This window comes from Nostoc sp. NMS2 (assembly GCF_017115105.1).
GTDB lineage: Bacteria > Cyanobacteriota > Cyanobacteriia > Cyanobacteriales > Nostocaceae > Nostoc.
Map to the genome: position 1 here is coordinate 1 of NZ_JABXKH010000176.1, position 24,781 is coordinate 24,781.

Genomic DNA, 24,781 nt, shown 5'->3' on the forward strand with positions numbered 1-24,781 from the left:
GTTTCTGTTTTGGCTGCGGCTCTCCCAAACTCAGACCCTCTGCCATAATCCCTCTGTCAATAGGGTTTGAGACGCGCTAACCCTGGGAACAATGGCGCTAGTATCTAAATAAATCAATATCTTTGGTTATCTCTTTCTTCTAATATCGTCGTACTCATTTCACTCCCTTTTAAAACTATGGATTTTCTAAAATAGTTTAAATTAGGAAATACCTTCTTTTCCTGTTGGGGAGGAAGAAGACGAGCAACTTCTTTGCCTTCTTTCATCAGAACAAATTGCTCACCTTTAGCCACTTTTTCTAGAAGTTTATATAAATTTTTAGTAGCTTCTTCAATTGTAATCTGAGTCATAAGTTTCTCAATATTTTACAAATGTATTCTAATCATATAACAGAGATAGATGTTTTGTAAATATATTTTATTAGCTATTTAGAGAGACTACTAGATCCCCGACTTCTTAAAGAAGTCGGGGATCTGAATATACTAGGAAGTGCGATCGCCTAAAATAATCCTGTTATCGAAAAATGCGATCACACAAAAATATCGTGTTTGGGCTTAATTTTTGTTTAAGTCCCGCTATGCTTTAGGGTGAAATGAAAACGTTAAAGTCTTTAACTCCAATTTCTTTTCCTCCATAGGGGTAGATAACAGATATCATGAGAAATAGGATATTTCTCAGGTGTCCATTTACCTGCGACATTAAACTATGTTTAATTCTCTTTAAATATAAGTGGATGTTATCAATTATTTTGCCTCTATTGGTGTGGACAGCAACAGGGAATCAGATGTATTTTAGCGATCGCCAACAATGGCTCAATCGTCAACCATACCACCTATGAACGCCCAAAAGGTGGCTATGGCAGTAAGATGATGAATGCGTAGACGCAAAGCGGCTTGTCGCAAGACATCGCCTCTGAACTTCCAAATGGTGCATGGGAAATGTCAGCTTTGCCTGATGGACAAGTGCAAGTCGCACTAAGTTGGCGTTTACCCTAAGTCGATCTGGCTAAATTAAAAAAATAGTAGGAGTTCGGCTAGTCTATGGTAAAACCAATAATCCAATCAGCAACTCAAACCTTATACGACGAAGATTATTATCTGTGGCTGAGGACAACTATAAACCAACTTCGCGCTGGTCAGTTTTCATCTGTGGATTTAGAGAATTTGTTAGAAGAATTAGAAAGTGTGGGTAGGAGCCAAAAGCGAACGGTGAAAAGTCTGTTGATTCGGCTTTTTGAACATCTGCTTAAGCTCACATACTGGGATGTGGAACGGGAGCGAAATGAAGGGCATTGGAAAGGGGAAATCAGGACATTACATAGAGAGATTAAGGATGAACTCAAAGATAGTTCTAGTCTTAAGCCTTACATTTTAGAAATATTTGATGAATGTTATCAAAACGCAAGGATGGAAGCAAGCGATCGCTCAAAACTTCCTATTGATACGTTCCCTGTTGCACTTCTTGGTTCTTTAGAGCAAATTTTAGATGAAAACTGGTTTCCTGAATATTACCACAATCATCACGGTAAACCCGATTAAAATGAATACGCAACTTGGGTTTCCATAGGAGTATGCAGCCGTGCAGCCGGACTTAATAGGTTTGGAAATTAGTAAGGGGGAACAGAGACGTTTGACTGGATTCGATCCAGAAGACGTTTTCCGTCCCTCTGTTTTGCGAGATGGCAAGAAGCGATTAGGGTTTTTCATCAATGAAATGCTGGTAACGCTGGCGCTAACCCCTATAATTGTGGGCTTTGTTTATGCGTTTATTATTTTGCCGACAATTGGTTCTTCAATTCGACTAGGAATTCTTTTACTAATTTTAGTGCCAATGCCGATATTAGTAGGGCGATGGCTGTGGCGACAATTGACCTGTCCCGAAGGACTGACAATACTTTTAGATGAAGTTGATAAATATCATGACTTGATTCACGCTATAGATATTAATGACCAATTGGCAGCATCAGGAAACGTAGAAAGCAGTATTCATGACCGAGATAAAGTAACCGCCGCTCTGCAACTAATTAGAGAAGATTTAGTCCGCGCTCTGAAAACGGAACGAATTTTGCGAGATAATAAAAAGTTGCTTGCTAATAACCAAGAGTTATTTGTGAATAATTTAGCCAGTCTGCAAGCTTTACAAGTTAGTAGTCAAGCAGGCGAATATGCTCAACTGCTAAATCAATCATTGCAAATTGCGATCGATGTGCAAGCAGAAATCAGAAAATTGCAGAAAGGCTAAGAGGATGTTTGTAAAACTTGGGCGACTAGAAGTCGCGGCTACACAGACAAAACCTGCCTCCGCAGGTTAGAAAACCATTAATCTTGTATTAGTCCACGGAGGTGGACTTTGCCTGTGTAGCCGCGTTCGCGTCAGCGTGCCGGAGGCTCTATTCTATTCGCCCAATACTTTCTTTCCCAGAAAACGATCGCCCCATTAACTTAAATGACCAACAAACCCAAAATAATTGTCCTGGATGATGACCCTACGGGTTCTCAAACAGTCCACACCTGCTTGCTGCTAATGCACTGGGATGTGGACACTTTACGCAGTGGGTTACAGGACGATTCGCCGATTTTCTTTGTACTGACTAACACTAGATCGCTAACGCCAGAGTCAGCTACATCTGTCACCAAAGAAGTTTGCCAAAACCTGAAAATCGCTTTGAATGCTGAAGGAATTGACGATTTTTTGATTGTCAGCCGTTCTGATTCTACCTTGCGGGGGCATTATCCCATTGAAACTGATGCGATCGCCCAAGAACTCGGCCCCTTTGATGCTCATTTTCTCGTACCAGCCTTTTTTGAAGGTGGACGCATCACCCGCAACAGCGTGCATTACTTGATGATTGGCGGTGTCCCCACCCCAGTCCATGAAACCGAATTTGCCCGTGATTCAGTCTTCAGTTACCATCACAGTTACTTACCCAAGTATGTTGAAGAAAAGACTCAAGGACGGATTAATACCGAAGCTGTAGAAAGGTTTCTTCTAGCTGATATTCGCGCTGGTAGTTTGGAACGTTTGTTAAAACTTAATGGTAATCAGTGCGTTGTTGTCGATGGTGAAACTCAAGACGATCTCAACCGCTTTGCAGTAGATGTATTAGCAGCAGCAAGTCAAGGGAAACGCTTTCTGTTTCGCAGTGCCGCAAGTATTCTAACGGCTTTAGCCGCTTTACCACCCCAACCTATTGCTGCCGAAAACATGGCGCAGTACGTGCGTCAAGGCAAACCAGGTGCAGTAATTGTTGGTTCCCATGTGAAAAAGACTACTCAGCAGTTAGAGGCGCTATTGCAAGTAGAGGGAACAGTGGGAATCGAAGTCAATGTAGCGCGATTACTTGATGATGCAAATCAATCTGCGGTTCTGCTAACTGAAATCAAAGAAAGTACACAGGCGGCACACGAAGCGGGCAAAACACCAGTGGTTTATACTAGCCGTCAGGAACTGAGTTTTAAAGATGTCAACACCCGATTGGAGTTTGGGGCAAAAGTTTCAAGTTTATTGATGGATATTGTGCGGGCTTTACCATCTGATATAGGATTCTTAATCAGCAAGGGTGGCATTACCTCAAACGATGTCTTGAGTACTGGACTAGCCTTAACTTCAGCCCGCTTACTCGGTCAAATTTTAGCTGGTTGTTCAATGGTGTTAACCCCATCCGATCATCCCCAGTTTCCTGATTTACCTGTGGTGCTGTTTCCAGGTAACGTTGGTGATGCTGATGCCTTGGCGACAATTTATCAGAGGTTGACCGTGCCAATTTGAGATTTTAGACTTTCCTGCGGAACGCTACGCCTAGCAAGATCCCCAGAGGGGTAAGGCTACGCTCAGTCGAACGATTTTAGATTAAAGAATCTTTTGGTTCATGTCAGACTAACATCCCACTACGCGCTTTCAAACCTTGTGAGTGACACCAATCCAAAATCTAAAATTGAAAATCCAAAATTTGTTGTCTTTTGGCTAGTACTGCATGACTTCTGATTCAGCAATTCCCAATCTAAAGTCAAATTCTGCACTTCCTAATGCAGAATCAAACTCTATCCTTTCGGAGGTAGAGGTAAATCCTACTGTTTCTGATGTAGAGTCAGATCCTATCCCCCCTGATGCGGAGTTAAGATCCGTCCTTCTTTATTTAAAATCAAATGCTGTCCTTGGGGATATAGAGTCAAATCCTGCTAACCCAGATATAGAGTCAAATCCTGCTAACCCAAATGTAGAGTCAAATCCTGCTAACCCAGATGTAGAGTCTAATAGTGATGCCGCATCAGATTTTATCTTGACTGATTCAAATCCCAATGAGTCAGCAATATCAGGGTATCGCGTAAATGATAATACTCAAGTCCAGTTAAAAAGTAAGGAGGGACGACTGTTATTAATTTTGCCACCAGAATCTCAAGTATCGGCCTCAGAACTCAGTTGGTCTGATATTTGGCAACAAATCAGGCAACGTTTGAATGCAGGCGATCGCTTTCGTGTATCTAATACACCTGTACATCTAATGGCACAAGACCGTCTGGTAGATACCAGGCAACTCCAAGAACTCGCCGAGGCTCTAAGTGAAGTCAAACTCCGGCTAATTTCTGTCTCCACGAGTCGCCGACAAACTGCGATCGCAGCCGTCACATCTGGGTATTCTGTAGAACAATTGCAGCCCGTAACTTCCCTGAATACAGAGTCAGAAGCTACAGCTACACCCCAGGCAGATGCTCTCTATCTAGAAACAACAGTCCGCTCTGGAGTAGAAATTCGTCATCCTGGTACAGTAATTATCTTGGGAGATGTAAACCCAAGTGGTATTGTAATTGCAGATGGAGATATTATCATCTGGGGTCGTTTACGTGGAATTGCTCATGCTGGAGCCGGAGGCAATCGTGAGTGTCTGATTATGGCTTTGCAAATGGAACCTACCCAATTGCGGATCGCAGATGCTGTCGCTAGGGCACCAGAAAAATTACCTACACAATTTTCTCCAGAAGTGGCACATATTATGCCCCAAGGGATTCGCATCGCTAGGGCTAGTGATTTTTCTAGAAACCAATTTACTAAGAGCAATTAGTAGCCCTGAATATTTACTTAAAAGATGAAGAATATGAAGGATGAAATATAGCGGTTTTTATGTAGATGGAATACACTACTTTAATGCCTTTCCCAAGCGTTGTGTATTTCATCCGACCGAGCGTAGATGCAAAGCGGCTTGTCGCCAGACATCGCAATCAAAAAATATTCATCCTCGCCTGAATCAGGGAGAACAGATATTTCTTCATACTTGATACGATACTTCATACTTTATACTGCAATTTACTGTTTTATATTTCTTGAACCCTCATTGACCGCATTTCTATCATGACTCGCATTATTGTGATTACCTCCGGTAAAGGAGGAGTGGGTAAAACCACAGTTTCAGCAAATCTGGGCATGGCTTTAGCTAAAATTGGTCGTCAAGTCGCCTTGGTTGATGCGGATTTTGGTCTGAGAAATTTGGATTTGCTGCTAGGGCTGGAAAACCGCATCGTCTATACTGCGGTAGAAGTCCTGGCCAGAGAGTGCCGCTTAGAACAAGCCTTGGTGAAAGATAAGCGCCAACCCAATCTTGTACTCCTACCAGCAGCCCAAAATCGCTCCAAAGATGCAGTCACACCGGAACAGATGAAGTTACTGGTCAATGCCCTAGCGCAAAAGTATCAGTACGTGATCATCGATAGCCCCGCCGGGATTGAAAATGGGTTTAAGAATGCGATCGGCCCGGCAAAAGAAGCGCTAGTTGTCAGCACGCCAGAAATTTCTTCAGTTCGTGATGCCGACCGGGTAGTTGGATTACTAGAAGCACAAGGTATCAAGCGTGTTCATTTAATAATTAACCGCATCAGACCCGCAATGGTGCAGGCAAATGATATGATGTCAGTGCAAGATGTTCAGGAACTTCTCGCCATTCCCCTGATCGGGGTAATCCCTGACGACGAGCGTGTTATTGTATCTACCAATCGCGGCGAACCCTTAGTGTTAGCGGAAAATCCCTCTTTAGCTGCCACAGCCTTTGAGAACATTGCTCGTAGATTAGAAGGGGAAAGTGTCGAATTTCTGGAGATCGACTCATCCCAAGACAGCATCTTCGCCCGTCTACGAAGGTTGTTGTGGACAAAGATTGTTTAACTTACTTTTCTAGTCTCCGCGCCAGACCTATTCGTAATGATTGAACTTCTAGAAAAACTTTTTTCTCGCGGTACTGATAGCAGTCGAACTCAAGTTAAACGTCGCCTGCAATTGGTGATTGCTCACGATCGCGCTGATTTAGATCCTCAAACGTTGGAAAAAATGCGGAAAGAAATCCTAGATGTAGTCTGTCGCTATGTCGAAATTGAGACAGAGGGCTTGGAGTTCTCTTTAGAAAGCAACCAACGAACCACAGCTTTAATTGCTAATTTGCCCATCCGCCGGGTAAAAGGAGCCATACCTGAATGGGAAAGGGATGATAAATAAGTCTTTATAGAAATACTCGGTAAGCGTAAAACTTAGAGTCTTTAAACCTGAAAGTGTCAAAGTTTTAGTCTTAAGTATTTTCATTTAAGATGTAGTTAAATCATCTTCAATTGCAACGAATCATCCCAAGTTTTGGATTAAATAAGCGCAGCAAAATAAAAAAATCTCCCGTTGTCGTTACTGCTGACAACGGGAGTATATAAATTTTTTTATAAACTATCGGTAAGCAACTTGTGGACCTGCCCAAATTTCTGTAACCTTTTTACCAAAAGTTATCGGTTGATCGTCGTCTGTTGTAGTGATAGTTTTACCATCATTAGCAACTTGCATTAGTGGCCAGTTCTCTTCACCCATTTCACCTGCACGGAACAGCACACGATCTGGTTGGCTTTTACTCCAACCTAATAAGACGGCAATTTTTTCATGTTCATTGTCTTGACTAACAGGGGCAACTGTATTTGCGTGATTTTTTTGCCGATCCCAAATCACTGCACTATCTGTAGAATCACCTGTGTTAAATATACCTTCAAACTTGCGTGCTAAGAAGCGATCGCCTTTTTCCGACCAGCTAACTGGAACTAATACCCCAATCTGACCGTTCGGATTAGCGTCTTCTAACGATGAACCCTTTACAGCCTTTACCTTTAATAAAGGATCGCTAACAGGAGTAGTTGAAGCCATTACCCACAACTTCTTCGTGTGCATATCTTGGACAAACAGAACGCTGGTAACACGGCTGTTGTACATTTCGGGTTTTACTTCTAGTTGCACCCGGCTATAAACAGCATATTTACCATCTGGAGAAACTACAGGTACGCTACGGTAGTGACGAACTCCAGAACCACCCTTGGAACCAATTGCTTCTTGAGTCGCTGTAATCCATTTCCAAGGAATAGGATGAGGACTACCTATGGGATCTATTTGTTCTGCTTGAGACTCATCACGTGGTTCAGCAACAGGTATTTCTGTTGTTGTAGTTGGTTGTGACTCTCTAATAGTTGGTGCTACTTGAGTTGCCGTCAATGATTCAGTAAGATACTTTTCTCTAGAGAGAGATTTTTCTTGTCCTTTCAAAGACTTGATATTAGCAGCTTTGAGTTTTTGTATTAGATTAAGTTGACTAACAGGAACATCTGTTAATGGTGCAAGTTCAACTGCGGCTATTGTATCAGGAACAGTTAAATCGCTGTTTGACCCATAACTATCTGCTTGAGCAAAGGACTCAATTTTATCCGATGGTAATACTTGCGGTTCCTGGACAGCAGGACTTTGTGTTGGTACAGAGTCAAATTCTTCTGTTAAAGAGTCGATTTGATCTGTTTTTGATATTTCAGCTATCTCAGGTTCCCCAACTACAGCTATTTCCTTTGATACAGAGTCAGAATCTCCAGTCATCGAAGTTAGTTTAGCTACTTCGGATTTTACAGGGAACGAGTGAGCCGATGCCCCTAGCAAGGGTGCGATCAGTATCACAACGACAACGTAATTGAGAAATGGTTGCGCGCGGAACCATCCTGACAGCAAAAGGGGTTTAAGCATTTGTAGACTCTCTAGAGGGGCGGTTGCTATGTGAGAAGCAATACCTATGCAGCAATGGGGCAGGCAGTAATTATATGTATAACAAGAAACTAAAAACTTTGACGAGATATTTCCTTCAAAGTTTGCTGAGTTTTACAAAAATTAAGTATCATTGTCTACACCTTTTATTACTCAGGTACTGAATATTTTTTTGCAAAAGTATGGGAGTATAGTAAATACGCTGAGAACTCAGTAATTACTACACGATATATAATCCTGCTGTTGCTATACCCGACAATACCAAAAACAGATATTAGTCAGGAATATTCAAGTTATAGTTGAGGCGATAACGCTGGCAACCAAAAATGATATAACTTAGATATTGGGGATCGTACTAGTTCTAGCTAGTACACAATAAAAAAGTCAGGTCACACACTAAATATAACAGCGCAAACCCTCATAATGGTAGATATGAGGTGTTAGGTTAGAAGCTGGGAAGCAGACGCATAATAAATCATACTCAGAAAATACTGCTGTCAGCAACTCAAAGTTATAAATTGCAATCTCAACTATAAAAAAGCTAGAAGAACGCAAGAGTTTTTTACCAAACATAATTCAGGAGTCAGAAGTCAGAATGGGCTAAACCTAGCTATCCCCTAACAAAATGAATTATGTACGACTGTTGAAGCAGTGGGGTCTTGGGGTTTCCCCAAGTGGAGCAACTGCTGTTCACCGAAGGTGTGCCGGAAGCATCACCCGAAGGGTTAATGAATAACCAGGTTTAACACCCGCACCAAATTTTCAATTTGGTGGTCTTCAATCATTCGCGGGTCTGAATCCTCGACTGATTAATTCTGACTCCTGAATTCTTCTTCAAAAACCCAACTGCATTTAATGCCAATTTGGGTTAAACGTTTGGGAACACAACAAAACTCACTTGGTAGATGCTCTAGCGGCTCGTGATGAGACACCACTAAACTATGAGGTTCCCTAAAGGCAGATGCAGCTTGCATTAGCTGTTACACTTGTCAAGTTAACTATGTAAGTTAATTAAACAGCCTTTTAGTTTCACTCGATACAAAAATATTGTACCACCAAACAGCCGATATTATTTACCATTAACTAATGATTAACGATTAACAACTAATTATTAATGAAAATTGTATTTTTTGGTACACCACAGTTTGCTGTACCCACATTGGAAAAGTTATTGAATCATTCAGAATTTGACGTGTTGGCAGTTGTCACTCAACCAGATAAACGCCGGGAACGGGGAAATAAACTTACGCCAACACCAGTAAAAGCGATCGCTACTGCTCACAACTTACCAGTGTGGCAACCCGAACGAGTCAAAAAAGATACAGAAACTTTAGCCAAACTGAAAGAATTAGACGCAGATGTGTTTGTTGTTGTCGCTTATGGACAGATTTTATCGGCAAAAATCTTAAAGATGCCAAAGTTGGGCTGTATAAATGTGCATGGCTCGATTTTACCTAAATATCGGGGTGCAGCGCCGATTCAGTGGTGTTTATATAACGGTGAGAAGGAAACGGGGATCACAACCATGTTAATGGATGTGGGGATGGATACTGGGCCAATGCTACAAATAGCCACTACACCCATTGGATTACTGGATAATACCCAAGATTTAGCCGAAAGACTAGCTGCGATCGGTGGGGATTTGTTGGTGGAAACTCTGTTGAAGTTGGAACGGCAGGAAATTCAACCAATACCCCAAGATAATTTGTCAGCTACTTATGCACCTCTGATTCAAAAACAAGATTATGGTTTGGATTGGTCAAAAAGCGCCATCCAATTACACAATCAAATTAGAGGCTTTTACCCTAACTGCACGGCTAGCTTTCGTAACAACTTGTTAAAGATCGCCGCTTCGGTTCCCCTTAGTTGTGTATGCGATCGCAATCTACCATCAGAATTACAAGAATTAATTCACAAATTGCCTGATTTGTCAAATGTATCAGACAGACCGGGAGTTGTAGTAAACATTACTAAAGGCATTGGTGCGATCGTCCAAACTGGGGAAGGTTTGTTGCTGTTGCGAGAGGTTCAGCTAGCTGGGAAACGTCCCCAGTCGGGATGGGATTTTGTTAATGGTACCCGCTTAACCGTGGGAGAAGTTTTTGGTGCGGGAAGTTGACGGGGATGATGGAGATGAGGGAGATGTGGTTCGACTTCGCTCACCAACCGGGAGATGAGGGAGAATAATTTTTAACTCCTAACTCCTGTACAGACAGACGCGATTAATCGCGTCTCTCCTAAGACTTTTCATAAAAGCGGCAAGATTCGCAAGGTCCATCTGGGTTAACTGCACAGCGAATGAGTTCTGAATGAGCATTGTAGCAGCAGGTGGCATCGCCAACTACCCAACGTCCACCTACTAAACTTTTTTCAGATGGTCGTTTAGCAGACTGTACATAAATAGCAATATTATGTAAGCGGTAGCGCCCAGCTTTAAGTTGGTATTTATGGCGGCGTTCTAAAACCGCATAAGTTTTACCTTCAAAATCGAGATAATTTCCGGGTTGGGGTGTCCAATCAAGTTGCACTTTACCGAGTGACTCACGCGGATGCGTCAGAATTACCTCGGTTTGTAAAGAGTCTGGCTCCATAAGCTTATGTGATTTGATTTACATTAGAAGGATCGTATAGCATAGCTTTCTTTAGCTTACCGAATTTAGATTACAAGTTAATGATTAACTCTTGGCGTACCTACGGATTACGGCAACCAAAAGTCAGGTAGGATAGATTTACCCAAGTCACGTAGAGTTTGGTTGAGCGATCGCGCCACTTGGATATGCGCTTCATCCTCTTCTACAGCTAAAATCTCGGCTGGCTGACCTTTTCCTAAATAAGACACCACCAAATTCGCCGCCTCTAAACCAGTAACATAAGCCTTTTCCTGTGACCAGGAACCATGACGGTTCACAATCCAATCCCCACTCATAAACACATTCTCAAAACTTGTCTTCGCGGGCAACATATAACGATAGCTGCCAGGTGCAAAGTGAGTTACCGCCTGAGATAGCCGAATTACACTGCTATCAATTATCTTTGCCTGCCGAAAGGCCGGTACACAAGTTGCTAAATAATCCTGAACTATTGCTAAAATCTCCTCATCACTCAAACCCAAAAACTGATTTGCGTGATAAAAATCAGCTTCAATCACCGTTCCTGGCTCATCCCGATATTCATCATGTAGAGCATTCAAATCAAAAAACGTCCAACCTGTACTTGCATCAAATCCAAAACAAGCATTAGAAGGACGGGGAATATTAATTTTGCGGTCAAACCATAGCCGCGTTGCTAAAACATCAATCGCTCCTAAATTGCTCAAATTACGGAATTCTTCATGGCTTTGTAAACTAGGGCTAGTTGAGACAATTTTCTTCATCCCCGCGATTCCAACTGCAAAAATCACGGCATCTGCATGAAAAACTTCATCACCGCAAACCACACCCTTAACTTGATTACTATCAACAATTAAATCTGTAACTCGACGCTTGGACAACACCCGCGCACCAGCTTTTTCAATCCGTTCCACCCAAGGACGAAATATCTTTTCTCCAACAGTTCCCCGACACCAAACTACATCAAAATCAGGTTGATGAGCCAGAATAAAAAAGTAAAGCATTCCTAAAGTTGCTGCGGCTGAACATTGTTCACCAGGGGCAAACAAACCCACTAATAACATTGGTTCAAAAGCCTCGCGGTAAAGTCGTGCAGAAACGTTAAAGTCTTTGAACAATTCCCGGGCAGTTACAAAGTCATAGCGTCGCCAAGCATTATCGGAATTGTCAAAATCAACAACAGCATACAGTAAAGGCAGGGCGCTCAGACGGTCAATTAGTGGCAATCGTTTAAACTGAGTATATAGAAAAGTTCCTAGTGGGGATGGGAGTCGCGGTAAGTCTTGAAAAATCGGTGATTCAACTTCCAAGCCTGCTGGCGAATATTGCGAAGAACGAGTCCAAGTAGTAAAAGGATTAATTTCTAATTGATTGATTAAAGAAAAAATATTTTTGTAAGGATACCAAAAGCCATGAATGCCAGCTTCAACAGATTTGCCGGCGGCTGTTTGCCAACCTGCCACCAATCCACCTGGATAGGGGCCTGCTTCTAGAAGGGTAACATCATAGCCTTGTTTTGCCAAATGGTAGGTTGCTCCTAAACCAGCCCAACCAGCACCTACAACTACCACCCGTTTTTGTTGCGATCCTTCTACCATCCCAGCCTCCGATTGTTGCTGTCCATCAACTAATGTATACGAACTTGTGTTCTGATTGGATGACAGGTTGTTACTATAGCGGTTTTCTTTGGGATGCAGTTCAGTAAAAATGCCTTGCGGTTAATGCTGAGTTAAGAGTATAACAGAAAACAGACTTGACTATTGATGAGGAATAATCCTAATGACTCAATTAGCAAATACAAAATTCAGTTTAAATGACTTTGAATTACGAGATGGCATTTATTTTCCTAGCGACTATGAACAATTGAATAATACTCAACATAAAAAAACATGGGATGCAATTGGTAAAACATATTATGGTTCCCAAAAAATTGAAAAACTTGCAGATACATCGCCCATTAAACAAGATTACACTTTACTAACTGGCACACCTGGAGGTACTTGGAACAAATTCCCATTGAATAAATCTGTTGGCTCGATTCTAGAGATTGGCTCTGGTTATGGTCGCGCCCCTTTGCATCTCTCGAAAGCGAAAAATCTCAGATGCGAAAAATATTATGGTATTGATATTTCTGAACCTTTATTGCGGCGGTTAATCAAGGTTAAACAAGAATATAATTTTTTTCCAGAAGCTGAATTTAACTTGATTTGTACTTCTGCTGAAATATTGCCTTTAGAAGATAATTCTATAGATTTGGTAATTTCTAACTGCGTCTTTATGCACATACCAGATGCACAATTAAGAAGCTTGTTAGCTGATATATCTCGCGTACTAAAACCTGGCGGAATTTTTGTTTTTAATCATTCATTTCATAACAAATCTTGTCCTTCTCATATTATCCATAATTTTATCAGAAGGCTAAATCCATTTGTGAGAAATCCAGTTTATCTCAAGCAATATTCTGCTGCTGAAATAAATGAAATGTTAGCTGACGCTGGCTTGCAAACTAAGTGCCCAGAATACATTGTGGAACCAACAGCAGAATATGCAATTTTGCCGGAAACTATTAAGGGAATTCCAGTACCCTTTGCTAATGCTATTAACAGAAGTCTTAAACCATCAGATGCTTTAAAAGAAACCTTGGCTTATGGTTTTAGTGCCTACAGCACGAAACTCGATTAAGTAAGTAAACGTAAGACTTTAGGGGCAATTCATAAATTCCCCCTACTTACATAGAATTGGTATGAGAATTGCAAGCCGCAGATCCCCGACTTCCTAAAAGTTGCCGGGGATCTTGTTTATGTGCGTTTGATTCAGGATTGCTATATTTGTTAGGTAATTTACCAACTTTTACCAACATATCAGAACTAAAGTTGGTAAATTAGGGATTAGTTAAGCTAATTCTTACCTACCCGACTATGCCATTGGATTTATCGCCTCTTTGGATATCACTCAAAACTTCATTACTTGCTACATTTATCACCTTCTTTTTGGGTATTGCTGCCGCCTACTGGATGCTGGGATATCGTGGCAAAGGTAAATCGTTGATTGAGGGTATCTTTATTGCGCCACTGATTTTACCGCCTACAGTTGTCGGTTTCTTGTTGCTGCTATTTTTTGGCAAAAATGGCCCTGTAGGGAAACTCATGGCGGCTTTTGACTTCAGCATCGTCTTTACTTGGTATGGTGCTGCGATCGCAGCCACGGTTGTTTCTTTCCCATTAATGTATAAAACTGCATTGGGAGCCTTTGAACAAATAGATGGCAACTTACTGCGAGTAGCTAGAACCCTTGGTGCAACCGAAACTACAATCTTTTGGCGCATCAGTTTACCCTTAGCACTACCTGGCATTGTAGCCGCTACAATGCTCGCTTTTGCCCGTGCTTTGGGAGAATTCGGCGCGACATTGATGTTGGCTGGTAATATTCCCGGACAAACGCAGACAATCCCAATGGCGATTTATTTTGCTGTGGAAGCGGGAGCAATGAACGAAGCTTGGTTCTGGGCGATCGCAATTATGGTGATTTCTCTATCTGGAATAATTGCAGTCAACTTCTGGCAAGAATTGAGGGAAAAGGGAAGGGGAGCAGGGGGCAGGGAGCAGGGAGCAGGGAGAGCAGGGGGAGAAAATCTTTATACTCCGCAATCTAGCTTTGAATCTGGTGGATTGTTAGTCAACATTGAAAAAGTACTTCCTAGCTTTGATTTAAAAGTTGCTTTCACTACTGATGAGCAACCTTTGGGGTTGTTAGGGGGTTCGGGAGCAGGTAAAAGCATGATTTTGCGCTGCCTTGCGGGGATAGAAACACCCTCTTGTGGGCGCATAGTTTTAAATGGCAGAGTCTTGTTTGACTCGGAACAAGGAATTAATTTACCTAGCCGCGATCGCCGCATCGGTTTTTTAGTGCAGAATTACGCTCTCTTTCCACATTTGAGTGTGGCGCAAAATATTGCTTTCGGTTTGCCCAAAAAACTATCGGCTGGAAGTATTAGGGTACAGGTAGAAGAGCAATTAATCGCGATGCAGTTGCAGGGATTAGGCGATCGCTATCCGCACCAACTCTCTGGAGGACAACAACAACGGGTAGCCTTAGCAAGAGCATTAGCAAGTCAACCGGAAGCATTGCTTTTAGATGAGCCGTTCTCGGCACTTGACACCCATCTACGTAGTCAATTAGAGGAGCAAATGACAGAAACTCTAGCTGGCTACCAAGGTGTGACTCTATTTGTCACCCATAATATGGAAGAAGCTTATCGGATTTGCCCAAATCTGTTGGTATTAGAACATGGGAAAGCCGTTCATTATGGCAGCAAATACGATATTTTCCAGCATCCTGCTACCGTTAGTGTGGCTCAACTTACTGGATGTAAAAACTTCTCCCGTGCTGTTCTCCAGTCATCACAACAGGTAGAAGCGATTGATTGGGGTTGTAGTCTCCAAGTCATTGAACCAGTCAACAGCGAATTATTTCACGTTGGCATTCGTGCCCATCAGTTCATTTTTACTAACGACTCATCACAAGAAAATACATTTCCCTGCTGGGTAGTACGAACAAGTGAAACGCCCCACCGAATGACGTTGTTTCTCAAACTACATTCTGCTGGCAAGAACTCTCAAGATTACCATCTGCAAGCTGAAGTCTTCAAAGAAAAATGGGCGACGATGAAAGACCAACCTTTTCCTTGGTATGTGCGTTTAGATCCTCTGCGCTTGATTTTGATGGAGTGAACGCAGAGATACACACGATATAGGAAAGTTTCAAACCAAGAGATAAAGAAGAACAGGCTAAACTTTCAGAGATTATTAATATTCTCAACAAAAGATTTAGAACTGATTTTACTGAAGCAGACAAATATTTTTTCAGCCAAATTGAAGAAGCACTAGTTCAGATAAGACATTATCACAACAAGCTAAAAGTAACTCAATTCAGAACTTTAAATATGGCTTTGAGGATGCATTTCTGACAAAGCTGATTGAGCGAATGGATTTAAATCAAGATATTTTTACCAAAATCATAAATTTTAAAGATTTTGGTGAAGTAGTCAAAGAGTGGATGCTAAGGAAAGTGTATACAAGGTTGACACAAGAGTTCAGCTAACAAAAATGATTAAATTACTTCAAGCGCCCAGACCCTAAAGAGTCTGAGCGCTTGAATATTAGGTTGCAGAGAAACTTCTGCTAGTTAGAGAAATTAAGCAGGCATCATTTGCATACTTCTGCAAGATTCTGCACATTTGCGGCAAGCAGCAGCACATTCCATCATTTTCATGTCATCGCTCATCATCTCACACTCCATTGCAGTGCGATCGCACATTTGGGCGCAGAGCATACAAGTGCTTTCCATGAACTCAGAACCGCTCATCATCATATTCATACACATCATGCACATTTCAGAGCAATCGCGCATCATACTCATCATGCTCATCATGTCCTTGTCCATCTGCATACCACCTTTGGCCATGCAGTAGGTCATGGTTTCCATGCACATTTTATGACAGTCCATACAAGCTTCCATACAAGCTTGCATTTCGGCAGTCATAGTTTCAGTCATCATCATCATCATCATTATGAAGTACCTCTTGATTTTTTTGATGCCTAAAGAGTGTCCTTGTAAGGACTACTCACAACATTAATCCTATCCTTTTCAAGAGTCAATGGGAGTTTTTTGTCCAGAATTCAGAAGCCTACTATCCCGATATAATTACCGGAAATTTGGGCAAATCCTACAGAAGTTTTGTGCTGTTTTTTTGGTTATTCTTACATATTAAGGCTTAGAAACTCTCGTTGTGGAGTGGGGTTTTATTGAGCAAGACAACTTTTATATCAGCTAGCAAAAGTTAGAGCTATAACCTGGACACAAACTAATGTCATGATTTCTTGACAAATGCTTTTTTGGAAGCATTTATTAAATTATATTAAGCTAGTATTTATTAGCTCTAATGAATATTTGTTGCCCACCCCACAAGATATTGAAAAAATTTTAATATGCAAATTAGATGTCTTTTAGTTTATTAAGGAAGTCGGTCTAATAAAAGCAAACTGTGTGAAGAAAGGTAAAGAAGGCTAAAACTCTTTTTCCCCTTGCCCCCTGCCTTATCCCAATGATAATTATTTACGCCAACCTTATCCTTTACGCTGTTGCTCCAACCATTGTAAAATCCGATTCCATGCCCACCAAGGATCGCAGTCTTGTACTTGACGCTGGCACTCTTTGCTACTCAAATAGCCAACATGGCCGCCATACTGAGTGAGCAATAAATCTATTGCCGAATTGCGATCGCAGGCTTCTTGTAATTCCGGTATGATAGCTGGGTCAAAAAGTGGGTCATCAGCAGCATATAAAATCAAAGTCGGTTTTGAGATTTGCGGCAATATTTGTAAAGCACTACTAGCTTGGTAATATGCTTCCACAGAAGAAAAACCTAATTGGTTAATTACCAGTTCGTTATCAAAACCCCAAATACTATTTGCCCGTTCAATCGCTTCTGGATCAATGCTTCCAGGATGAGCATCATGAATTCGCCATGCCAGTTTTTTTAAATTCTGGGCAATCCCCGCTTCCAAATATCTGCCGAAGGGTTTTGTAACTAGATAAGATAGCGATCGCTCCGAATCCAAACTAGGACAAATCACCATACCACCGCCAATATCGCTATCTTCTAGTCCTAAATCTTCATACTCCCTAATCACCTCACCAGCCACCTTCACCGCCCATAACGCTAATTGCCCTCCTAAAGAAAACCCTGTAAACCAAAATTTTCCCGGACATCCCATCGCCTTAGCTGCGGCGGCGATGCGGACAAAATCTTCCCCCTCATACAAACCATCAGAAGTTAGAGTCGGCGACAATTCGGCAGTTTTGCCGTGGGCCCGCCAATCAAACAACACTACAGCGTATCCTTGAGCGTAGGCTTTACGTCCTAGCACCCTCAAAAACCATTCTGTTTTTAACTCTCCAGTAATGCCGTAAGTGCCGATAATCGTGCTATGGGCATTTTCAGGGATGGCAACCAAGCCAAAAATTGGCACACCTTGGCCACCAATAAAGATTTTCTCGTGATAAGACGGTTCTGGGTCTTGGATAGTACTTTCCCAGTGACGTTTTCCCCACAAAGCGGTGTATACAGTCATCATCACACCGTTTTGTAAAAACCAAGACGGATTGTAGGGGGGAGTATAACACATCATAGACTATAGGATTTCGTGTAGTTGAGTCTTGATTTCACAGTCATTTAATCTTAATATTTATGTAAGATTTAAAAACTTTTTCATCATTGATTCAAAAATCTTTGTATCTATCAAAGGTTGTTATTTATCCTTAATAAGTAGTAATAATTTTTTAAGAATGCCGAGGATTCTTGTCATAGACGATGACCCAGCGATTTCAGAACTAGTTGCCGTCAACTTGGAAATGGCTGGCTACGATGTTAGTCAAGCTGAAGACGGCATCAAAGGTCAAGCGCTGGCTCTCCAGCTACAACCAGACTTGATCATGCTCGATTTAATGTTGCCCAGAGTAGATGGGTTTACAGTTTGCCAACGCCTGCGCCGCGACGATCGCACCTCTGAGATTCCCGTGTTAATGTTGACGGCTATGAGCCAAACTCAGAACAAGGTAGAAGGCTTTAATGCTGGCGCAGATGACTACCTCACCAAGCCTTTTGAAGTTGAAGAACTGCTGGCGCGGGTGCGGGCACTTTTGCGGCGGACTGACCGCATTCCCCAAGCCGCAAAGCATAGTGAGATTCTGAACTATGGATCGTTGACTCTCGTTCCCGAAAGATTTGAGGCAATATGGTTCAATGACACGGTGAAATTGACTCACTTGGAATTTGAGCTACTTCACTGCTTACTACAACGCCACGGTCAAACAGTTTCTCCTAGCGAAATCCTCAGAGAAGTTTGGGGCTACGATCCCGATGACGATATTGAAACGATTCGAGTCCATATTCGCCACTTGAGAACCAAACTAGAACCAGATCCCCGCCACCCCCGCTATATCAAAACAGTATATGGTGCTGGATACTGTCTTGAGTTACCCGGTGTTCCTCCAGCAAATGAAGGAGTTTCCACAACACTGGTGGAATGAAATCACTTAAGCAGTAGTGATTGTCCAAATTAGTTAAGTCTAAAGTAGGGGCGCACTGCAATGCGTCCCTAAAAATTGTATGTACTTTACTTAACTCAAGGGGATGAAGTTATTGATCGTGGGCGAAGAATTACCAATGCCGCAAGCGGCGGGGGTTATGGCAACAGTATCAATCAAAATAGTACTAGTTGAAATGTGGAATATGGGCTGTAGGATACTGACTAATTTCAGTTGGCGGGCGTTTAATTTCTCCCTCACAGTAACCCAGTTCGTACATACTGGCAGCTTGAGAATCTTCTTCTGGCGGCACTTTGGCTTTTCCAGCCCAGGCATCAGATTTTCCTAAGCTAAACCAATCTTCATTATTCATCCCTGAACCGAATGTGTTATCCATTGTTTTTGTCATTTAGGTATCTCTCCTGTACTGATAAGTAACTGGCTCTGAATACCTTGCATCAACTAAAACTGGGCGTGCCAATCTTGAGCTTGTTGACGGATAGACTGTAATTCTTCAGAAGACATTTTATCCAAATTATTTAAAATAAAACTCATCCTTCCTTGAGATTGTAGTTGTTGGCGGTGTCGGTCAAGAAAATCCCAATAGAAGAAGTTGAACGGACAAGCCTTTTCGCCTACACGTTCCTTATGGTTATAAACACAACTTTTGCAATAGTCACTCATCTTATTTATATAGTTAGCAGAAGCAGCATAGGGTTTAGATGCCAACACACCTCCATCAGCAAATAAACCCATACCAATAACATTTGTCTGCATTACCCAGTCATAAGCATCAATAAACACTGCATGGAACCAGTTCTCTACAGATTGTGGTGAAAGTCCGGCAATTAAAGCAAAATTACTCAACACCATTAGCCGTTGAATATGATGAGCGTAGCCAGTGCGTTCCACTTGCATGAGAATTTGGTGTAGACAATTCATTTCCGTTCTACTTGTCCAGAAAAATTCCGGTAGCGGTTGTGTGTGGTTAAACCAATTTTTATCTGAATAATCTGCATCTACATAGTGATAAATGCCGTGCATATATTCTCGCCAACCCAACACCTGACGAATGAAACCTTCTACACTATTTATTGGTAGTTGGTGTTCAAAATATGCTTTTTGTACGGTTTCAATTACCTCCATTGGTTGGAGTAACCCAATATTCAAATAAGGAGAAAGTAGCGCGTGCCACATTGTTTCTTCTCCCGTTACCATTGCATCTTGATAGGGGCCAAAATGCGGTAAACGATTTTGAATAAACCAGTCTAATACTTGAAGTGCCTGTTGGCGATTTATTCCCCAGCGAAAAGGTTTTATTTCCCCATAAGTTGGGCAAGTGAGAGAATTAACCTTGTCAATGACATCGAGAGTAATTTCGTCTGGTTCAAACCATTGTGCAGGTGGTGTATTTAATTTACCTTTGAGCGGTTGACGGTTTTCTTTATCTAAATTCCACTGTCCGCCGACTGGTTTATCTTTCTCCATTAAAATTTGGAAACGCCGCCTTCCTTCCCGATAAAAATCTTCCATTAAGAGACGCTTACGACCTGATGCCCAATTATTGAATTCTTCTGTACTCCACAAAAAATGATTGTTAGGAATCAAAGTAATGGGGCAAAATAGTTCTAAACTTTGAATCATCTGGGTGAATGGTAAATCATTCGGTGTCATCACCCGTAACTGAGTAATTTGATTTTCTCTAATCCATTCTTGGAGTGGTATTTCAAAATCTTCAGCTATTTTGTATGTTACTGAATATTTCAGTTGTCGCAACTCTTGGGCAAAATGTCTCATTGCCGACCAAAGTAAAACTAGCTTTTGCCGATGGTAAGGTCTGACTTGAACATGATGCAGTGACTCGATCAAAATTACAGGCACGTTTTCCTGATGAGAACAACTTTGTAAAGCGGCTTGTTTTTCCCAAAGTTGGTCGCCTAATATCCAAACTCCAATTGCCATTGTTAGTACCACTAATACCCATACCTACAGATAAACATAGATAGTGCTTATCTGTAGATATGGAGAATGGATTTGATTTAGAAGTGTATGAGTTTGGCTCTAGAATTTCTGAGTGCGATCGCCTTACTATAAAGAAGCCTACTAACCGATTTCAGGCAATTCGAGTTACTTGCTGATTCACACGGGGACGGCCAAAGCGCTCCCAAGCACTGCCTCCTCGCAGAAATAGCTCTAAAAAGCGCAATGGTTCTCCTGAATCGCCTCTTGTCCAACCAGAACTACCTGGAGCAAATGCTAAAGTTCCTTCAGATACCTTGAAGCTGCCATCAGAATACACTGCATCACTGACTACATCTCCAATCCGAATCACAATCTTGCTTTGAGGTTCCAAGTTAAGTGTATGGGCCCCAATAGTTGTTTTGATGTTGCCGTAGCCATCAATCCAGGCAATTCGATCTGGTGGAACATCTGGGATTTGCTCACTTTTAAGGCTATCTCCCAGAAGGCTAAAATCTTCATTCATAATGGCAGCCGCAGCCGGAGGAAACACATCCCGTGAGCGAAACTGTGAACCACCACGGGAAACGTTGACCACTCGTAACTCCTTTGTATAGTCTTTGATAAAGGAGAGGGTGTAGCCCGCATTTACACCCACTACTTTTACACCATTGGATAAAAGGGCATAAGTTAGTCCTTCACCTTCATTATCCCGACGAGCTTCGGGATCATCCTGACGAGGGGCACAGTTATGATAGATTAGGCGATCGCTAGGGCCTGGGTTAAGTCCTAGTTGGGCAATCCAGAATCCCGTTGCCAAGGTACTGAATGCTGGAACCGAAAGCAAATGAATTTGGGCATGGGGAAAAGCCATCAGCAGACGTTGTGTGACTTCTGTAAATGCCGGATCTCCTGTACCGTAGTCTGCAATGACGCAAATAAACATTCTGCTCCTCCTTCCTTAGCAAGTAATTTGCAATCAATGGTTAGGCAATAGGTGGTTTCAAACGCCCCAATGACCCTGCCTCATCAGCAGTTTAGGTGCGATCTCAACTATATGCAAGATTTCTACATAACATTGAGCGTAATTTTCCACTAAAAAAATGCTGGAATCACACAACCTAGATTAATTACATCAGTCATCATCTGATTACAGGTTGAAATAAGCAGTTGTCTGCTCATTTCACTCCTATTAGTAACGTTAAAGTCTTAGTCAACGCAATGAAAACAATCACCTCACTTTTTAGCGAAGAACGCAACCAACTCCAGACAGATATTGATAACACAACCAACATTGAAGAGATAGTTAAGTTGGTTCAGAATCGACTTGATAATCTCGAAAGAATTTACATTGAAAAACTTAATCTGGCTCAAGTTCGTCTCGCTTCCTTTTTTTTGGATACGCTGCGGCAATCCATCGCCACTCTTGCTGCGGCTAACTATTCTCAAGTTACTCCAACAGAGCGAAAGCAATTTACTAACTCAGATACAAAGTTTTTTTCCAGCAGATTAATTCTGAAACTATTAAAGGGACTAATTTATATAGGCATCTTAGGTTCGTTGTTCTCCTTAACTAAAACTACCGCAGGTGCATGGATGGCTATCTTACTAACCTCTCTACTTTTAGGGGTAGAAGTTGTACTTCAACTCGACTTAAATAACCAGCAAAATTCTATATCTTCAGAGCTATTAGAATTACCTAAACCTATGCTCCGGGTTGATAGCAAAGTATTTTTAGATCATCTTGGCGATGCTCTCAACACTATCGACCTAGCAGTGGCTAGAGTAGAAGAAGGGAATAAACATGAAGGCGACTTAGCAATAGAAGGACTGCCAGAGCTATTGAATTTTCTGCAAAGACTAATTGGCGCATCAAAACTTGATAAACCCCAAATGGCTTATGAACTGGCGAAACTTCTGCCACAGATTTTAATGTCTCAGGGAATTAACACTCAAATTTATCGACCAAATGACCCTGATAGCGATCGCAATTATTTTGACTTTGAGCCAAGTATCGATCCCGATACCAAAGATCACGTGACTCTAACTCCGGCTTTATTAAAAGGCGATCGCTTAATTAGGCGCGGTCGGGTAATCGAGCCAGCATATTCCTCTGCTAGAGAATAATAGACAATAAGGGTATGGAAATTTTAGAAACAATCGGCTTTGATTTGGGGCACGGTGAAACTGCTGTAGCTAAAGCGATAGTCGAAAGCATCGAACCCCCCCAGATGCTAGAAATTAATAACAAGAAGAACCAAATTACAGCCCTTGGTTGGCATCCTAAACTCGGTTATCTGGTCGGAGAACAAGCATTAATTCAAGCTGGCGTTACCCAACTGACAATTTCTTTTAAGCAAAAACCCAACAACGATCCCAAATATCGGGAAACAATTAGCACTTTTGTGGCAACCTACTACCGCCTTTTGAAAGAAAGCAAACAACTTGAAGGTGGAGAAAGTAGCTATTTTTACATTGGTTGTCCTTCAGGATGGTCAGTTAGCGATCGCACCGAATACCAAAAGCTACTTCAAGAAGCTGGTATTCCCCAAATAAATGTTGTACCCGAATCGCGGGCTGCTTTCATGCAAGCCAAGGAAGCCGGGAAGCTGGAGTATGATAAACTTATTGCATCGGTGCTAATTGTCGATATTGGTTCTTCAACCACAGATTTTACTCTAGTTAAAAGCTTAGAAGAGATCCCGATAGATTTCGGGAGTAATACTTTAGGTGCATCCCTAATTGACAAAGCTATTTTTGCCCGGACTCTCGCCAACCACGAACAAAAAGCATTACTCGAAAAAGTATTTAAGGAATATCCCCATCACCAAGCTCGTTGTGAACTAGCTTGCCGCAAAGCTAAAGAAGATTATTTTTCTAATGAACAGCTATACAGCGATCCTGAATCCTTTGCGCGTGGCTTCGAGTCAATCAACGAACAGATTTATTTTATTCCCCAAGTAAATAAATTGATGATGGAGGAAATTTTAAACCAACCCTTACCGGAACTGGGGCATCATAGTTGGGTGCGATCGTTTAGCGACTCTTTAACCGAGGCGAAAGAAAAGCTAGAAGAACTTGGAATCGTGCCGAAACTTGTGCTGATGACGGGTGGTGCATCTCGCATGAAGTTTACGCACTTGCTTTGCCAAGAGATGTTTCCCGAACCAGAAACGCTGCTTCGCCCCGATCCTGAACCGGAACGGTGCATTGCACTGGGTTTAGCACGAGTAGGACGATGGGATCTGCGTGCTGCTGCTTTTAAGGAAGAAGTCAACAAACTATTTACCTCGAATCAGCTTAAAGGTTTGATTGAGAAGCATATCCCGGAGTTAATTGAATCATTAACTAAACCTTTGACAGATGGTTTGATTATCAACGCAGTTAAACCAGGTTTAAAAGATTGGCAAAAAAACAAGATACGGACTTTAGCAGATTTAGAAACATCTTTGATCGGTCGTGCAGAACAATGGCTCAAAAGCGATGCCTCCGGCAACGTCTCCGACGAACGCGCTGTGCAGATAATTAATCATCAATGCGCTTCTTGGTTTAGCAATAAAATCCAACCCGATTTAGCCGCACAAACCGATCCAATCTGTCGAAAGTTTCAGATACCTAGAAGCAGCTTAAGGTTCCAGGATAGCATTGACCCAAATTTTGTTAACCCAGAGTTACGAATTGGAGATACTATTCTGGCTGAGACAGTGGGCTTTATCGTCAATGTAGTAATTGGTGGAGGCACTGTAGCTAGCATTATCACTCTTATACTAACTGGACATTTAACCTGGCCTATTGCATTAGTATATGGGGCTTCAGTTATGGCGGCAGGAATGGAGCTAAATCGCAAGAGTGTTCAAGAAGTAATCAAGACAAATGTGGATGTACCTAGTTGGGTTCGTTCTAGTTTTTTGGGCGACAAAAAAATTGAGGATATGTGTGAGCAAATAAAGCCTGAGTTAGAGAAAGTTCTTCAAGAACAATTGACAGCAGACCAAGAGGCTTTTGACAAACTGATTAGCAAAGTTGAGCAAGGAGTTCAAAAAAGTCTTTCCAACAAAGTTCAATCTTGCATAATTTTGATCCAATAG

22 protein-coding genes are annotated in these 24,781 nt (G+C 41.8%); 12 read left to right on the forward strand and 10 right to left on the reverse strand.

Features of this window, described 5'->3' with window-relative positions; all coding sequences use genetic code 11:
* Positions 1-113: 113 nt before the first annotated feature.
* The gene (locus tag HWQ36_RS32485) at positions 114-350 is read right to left on the reverse strand and encodes a type II toxin-antitoxin system Phd/YefM family antitoxin (RefSeq protein WP_292710690.1); all 237 of its coding nucleotides are present in this window, start codon (positions 348-350) and stop codon (positions 114-116) included.
* Between the two features lie 690 nt (positions 351-1,040).
* On the opposite strand from HWQ36_RS32485, the gene HWQ36_RS32490 reads away from it, so the two are divergent.
* The 4 genes from HWQ36_RS32490 to minC all read left to right on the forward strand — a co-directional run bounded on the left by HWQ36_RS32490 (position 1,041) and on the right by minC (position 5,059).
* Positions 1,041-1,538 (forward strand): DUF29 domain-containing protein, encoded by a 498-nt coding sequence (locus tag HWQ36_RS32490; RefSeq protein ID WP_292710693.1) that lies wholly within the window; start codon positions 1,041-1,043, stop codon positions 1,536-1,538.
* A gap of 40 nt (positions 1,539-1,578) precedes the next feature.
* The gene (locus HWQ36_RS32495; RefSeq protein WP_292710695.1) at positions 1,579-2,241 is read left to right on the forward strand and encodes a hypothetical protein; all 663 of its coding nucleotides are present in this window, start codon (positions 1,579-1,581) and stop codon (positions 2,239-2,241) included.
* A gap of 204 nt (positions 2,242-2,445) precedes the next feature.
* Complete coding sequence (locus HWQ36_RS32500) at positions 2,446-3,768, forward strand: four-carbon acid sugar kinase family protein (RefSeq protein WP_292710697.1); 1,323 nt, start codon at positions 2,446-2,448, stop codon at positions 3,766-3,768.
* 205 nt (positions 3,769-3,973) lie between these two features.
* Entirely contained in the window at positions 3,974-5,059 is a 1,086-nt protein-coding gene (gene minC, locus HWQ36_RS32505; RefSeq protein WP_292710700.1) for a septum site-determining protein MinC, read from the forward strand.
* An 80-nt stretch (positions 5,060-5,139) separates the two neighbouring features.
* On the opposite strand, the gene HWQ36_RS32510 is transcribed toward minC, so the two are convergent.
* Positions 5,140-5,286: a hypothetical protein gene (locus tag HWQ36_RS32510; RefSeq protein ID WP_292710703.1), complete on the reverse strand. Its 147-nt coding sequence runs from the start codon at positions 5,284-5,286 to the stop codon at positions 5,140-5,142.
* A 60-nt stretch (positions 5,287-5,346) separates the two neighbouring features.
* Between HWQ36_RS32510 and minD the strand changes: the two genes are divergently transcribed.
* Together minD and minE are read left to right on the forward strand one after the other, a co-directional pair.
* Entirely contained in the window at positions 5,347-6,153 is an 807-nt protein-coding gene (minD, locus tag HWQ36_RS32515; RefSeq protein ID WP_174712164.1) for a septum site-determining protein MinD, read from the forward strand.
* A 36-nt stretch (positions 6,154-6,189) separates the two neighbouring features.
* Entirely contained in the window at positions 6,190-6,480 is a 291-nt protein-coding gene (minE, locus tag HWQ36_RS32520; RefSeq protein ID WP_292710715.1) for a cell division topological specificity factor MinE, read from the forward strand.
* 216 nt (positions 6,481-6,696) lie between these two features.
* On the opposite strand, the gene HWQ36_RS32525 is transcribed toward minE, so the two are convergent.
* Positions 6,697-8,019, reverse strand: coding sequence for a hypothetical protein (locus HWQ36_RS32525; RefSeq protein ID WP_292710718.1), 1,323 nt, complete (start codon positions 8,017-8,019; stop codon positions 6,697-6,699).
* 1,132 nt (positions 8,020-9,151) lie between these two features.
* On the opposite strand from HWQ36_RS32525, the gene fmt reads away from it, so the two are divergent.
* Positions 9,152-10,156: a methionyl-tRNA formyltransferase gene (gene fmt, locus HWQ36_RS32530; protein ID WP_292710721.1), complete on the forward strand. Its 1,005-nt coding sequence runs from the start codon at positions 9,152-9,154 to the stop codon at positions 10,154-10,156.
* 118 nt (positions 10,157-10,274) lie between these two features.
* Here the strand turns inward: fmt and HWQ36_RS32535 are convergent, their stop codons facing one another.
* Both HWQ36_RS32535 and HWQ36_RS32540 read right to left on the reverse strand, forming a co-directional pair.
* Positions 10,275-10,628, reverse strand: coding sequence for a DUF6464 family protein (locus tag HWQ36_RS32535; protein ID WP_292710725.1), 354 nt, complete (start codon positions 10,626-10,628; stop codon positions 10,275-10,277).
* A gap of 107 nt (positions 10,629-10,735) precedes the next feature.
* Positions 10,736-12,244 carry an FAD-dependent oxidoreductase gene (locus HWQ36_RS32540; RefSeq protein WP_292710728.1) on the reverse strand — a complete coding sequence of 503 codons (1,509 nt, stop codon included), beginning with the start codon at positions 12,242-12,244 and terminating at the stop codon, positions 10,736-10,738.
* Positions 12,245-12,425: 181 nt separating this feature from the next.
* Between HWQ36_RS32540 and HWQ36_RS32545 the strand changes: the two genes are divergently transcribed.
* Together HWQ36_RS32545 and modB are read left to right on the forward strand one after the other, a co-directional pair.
* A complete protein-coding gene (locus HWQ36_RS32545) occupies positions 12,426-13,328 on the forward strand; it encodes a class I SAM-dependent methyltransferase (protein ID WP_292710731.1) in 903 nt (300 codons plus the stop codon).
* 236 nt (positions 13,329-13,564) lie between these two features.
* Positions 13,565-15,376, forward strand: coding sequence for a molybdate ABC transporter permease subunit (gene modB / locus HWQ36_RS32550; protein ID WP_292710734.1), 1,812 nt, complete (start codon positions 13,565-13,567; stop codon positions 15,374-15,376).
* A gap of 463 nt (positions 15,377-15,839) precedes the next feature.
* On the opposite strand, the gene HWQ36_RS32555 is transcribed toward modB, so the two are convergent.
* Complete coding sequence (locus HWQ36_RS32555) at positions 15,840-16,211, reverse strand: four-helix bundle copper-binding protein (protein WP_292710920.1); 372 nt, start codon at positions 16,209-16,211, stop codon at positions 15,840-15,842.
* Positions 16,212-16,771: 560 nt separating this feature from the next.
* Complete coding sequence (locus tag HWQ36_RS32560; RefSeq protein WP_292710737.1) at positions 16,772-17,836, reverse strand: alpha/beta fold hydrolase; 1,065 nt, start codon at positions 17,834-17,836, stop codon at positions 16,772-16,774.
* 157 nt (positions 17,837-17,993) lie between these two features.
* Here HWQ36_RS32560 and HWQ36_RS32565 point away from each other — a divergent pair, with 157 nt between their 5' ends.
* On the forward strand, positions 17,994-18,737 hold the full coding sequence (locus HWQ36_RS32565) for a response regulator transcription factor (RefSeq protein WP_292710740.1): 744 nt from the start codon (positions 17,994-17,996) through the stop codon (positions 18,735-18,737).
* 184 nt (positions 18,738-18,921) lie between these two features.
* Here HWQ36_RS32565 and HWQ36_RS32570 read toward each other — a convergent pair whose 3' ends face one another.
* From HWQ36_RS32570 to HWQ36_RS32580, 3 genes are all read right to left on the reverse strand, one after another.
* Positions 18,922-19,143: a hypothetical protein gene (locus HWQ36_RS32570; RefSeq protein ID WP_292710743.1), complete on the reverse strand. Its 222-nt coding sequence runs from the start codon at positions 19,141-19,143 to the stop codon at positions 18,922-18,924.
* 53 nt (positions 19,144-19,196) lie between these two features.
* Positions 19,197-20,696, reverse strand: a complete 1,500-nt coding sequence (locus HWQ36_RS32575; RefSeq protein WP_292710746.1) for a cryptochrome/photolyase family protein — start codon at positions 20,694-20,696, stop codon at positions 19,197-19,199.
* 151 nt (positions 20,697-20,847) lie between these two features.
* The gene (locus tag HWQ36_RS32580; RefSeq protein WP_292710749.1) at positions 20,848-21,639 is read right to left on the reverse strand and encodes an S-adenosyl-l-methionine hydroxide adenosyltransferase family protein; all 792 of its coding nucleotides are present in this window, start codon (positions 21,637-21,639) and stop codon (positions 20,848-20,850) included.
* A gap of 275 nt (positions 21,640-21,914) precedes the next feature.
* Here HWQ36_RS32580 and HWQ36_RS32585 point away from each other — a divergent pair, with 275 nt between their 5' ends.
* Both HWQ36_RS32585 and HWQ36_RS32590 read left to right on the forward strand, forming a co-directional pair.
* The gene (locus HWQ36_RS32585; RefSeq protein ID WP_292710752.1) at positions 21,915-22,820 is read left to right on the forward strand and encodes a hypothetical protein; all 906 of its coding nucleotides are present in this window, start codon (positions 21,915-21,917) and stop codon (positions 22,818-22,820) included.
* Positions 22,821-22,834: 14 nt separating this feature from the next.
* Complete coding sequence (locus HWQ36_RS32590) at positions 22,835-24,781, forward strand: Hsp70 family protein (RefSeq protein WP_292710754.1); 1,947 nt, start codon at positions 22,835-22,837, stop codon at positions 24,779-24,781.

Coding starts and splice junctions, on each gene's coding strand:
- HWQ36_RS32485 (WP_292710690.1), bottom strand. CDS start 350: ATGACTCAGATTACAATTGAAGAAGCTACTAAAAATTTATATAAACTT.
- HWQ36_RS32490 (WP_292710693.1), top strand. CDS start 1,041: ATGGTAAAACCAATAATCCAATCAGCAACTCAAACCTTATACGACGAA.
- HWQ36_RS32500 (WP_292710697.1), top strand. CDS start 2,446: ATGACCAACAAACCCAAAATAATTGTCCTGGATGATGACCCTACGGGT.
- minC (WP_292710700.1), top strand. CDS start 3,974: ATGACTTCTGATTCAGCAATTCCCAATCTAAAGTCAAATTCTGCACTT.
- HWQ36_RS32510 (WP_292710703.1), bottom strand. CDS start 5,286: ATGAAGTATCGTATCAAGTATGAAGAAATATCTGTTCTCCCTGATTCA.
- minD (WP_174712164.1), top strand. CDS start 5,347: ATGACTCGCATTATTGTGATTACCTCCGGTAAAGGAGGAGTGGGTAAA.
- minE (WP_292710715.1), top strand. CDS start 6,190: ATGATTGAACTTCTAGAAAAACTTTTTTCTCGCGGTACTGATAGCAGT.
- HWQ36_RS32525 (WP_292710718.1), bottom strand. CDS start 8,019: ATGCTTAAACCCCTTTTGCTGTCAGGATGGTTCCGCGCGCAACCATTT.
- fmt (WP_292710721.1), top strand. CDS start 9,152: ATGAAAATTGTATTTTTTGGTACACCACAGTTTGCTGTACCCACATTG.
- HWQ36_RS32535 (WP_292710725.1), bottom strand. CDS start 10,628: ATGGAGCCAGACTCTTTACAAACCGAGGTAATTCTGACGCATCCGCGT.
- HWQ36_RS32540 (WP_292710728.1), bottom strand. CDS start 12,244: ATGGTAGAAGGATCGCAACAAAAACGGGTGGTAGTTGTAGGTGCTGGT.
- HWQ36_RS32545 (WP_292710731.1), top strand. CDS start 12,426: ATGACTCAATTAGCAAATACAAAATTCAGTTTAAATGACTTTGAATTA.
- modB (WP_292710734.1), top strand. CDS start 13,565: ATGCCATTGGATTTATCGCCTCTTTGGATATCACTCAAAACTTCATTA.
- HWQ36_RS32555 (WP_292710920.1), bottom strand. CDS start 16,211: ATGATGATGATGATGACTGAAACTATGACTGCCGAAATGCAAGCTTGT.
- HWQ36_RS32560 (WP_292710737.1), bottom strand. CDS start 17,836: ATGATGTGTTATACTCCCCCCTACAATCCGTCTTGGTTTTTACAAAAC.
- HWQ36_RS32565 (WP_292710740.1), top strand. CDS start 17,994: ATGCCGAGGATTCTTGTCATAGACGATGACCCAGCGATTTCAGAACTA.
- HWQ36_RS32570 (WP_292710743.1), bottom strand. CDS start 19,143: ATGACAAAAACAATGGATAACACATTCGGTTCAGGGATGAATAATGAA.
- HWQ36_RS32575 (WP_292710746.1), bottom strand. CDS start 20,696: ATGGCAATTGGAGTTTGGATATTAGGCGACCAACTTTGGGAAAAACAA.
- HWQ36_RS32580 (WP_292710749.1), bottom strand. CDS start 21,639: ATGTTTATTTGCGTCATTGCAGACTACGGTACAGGAGATCCGGCATTT.
- HWQ36_RS32585 (WP_292710752.1), top strand. CDS start 21,915: ATGAAAACAATCACCTCACTTTTTAGCGAAGAACGCAACCAACTCCAG.
- HWQ36_RS32590 (WP_292710754.1), top strand. CDS start 22,835: ATGGAAATTTTAGAAACAATCGGCTTTGATTTGGGGCACGGTGAAACT.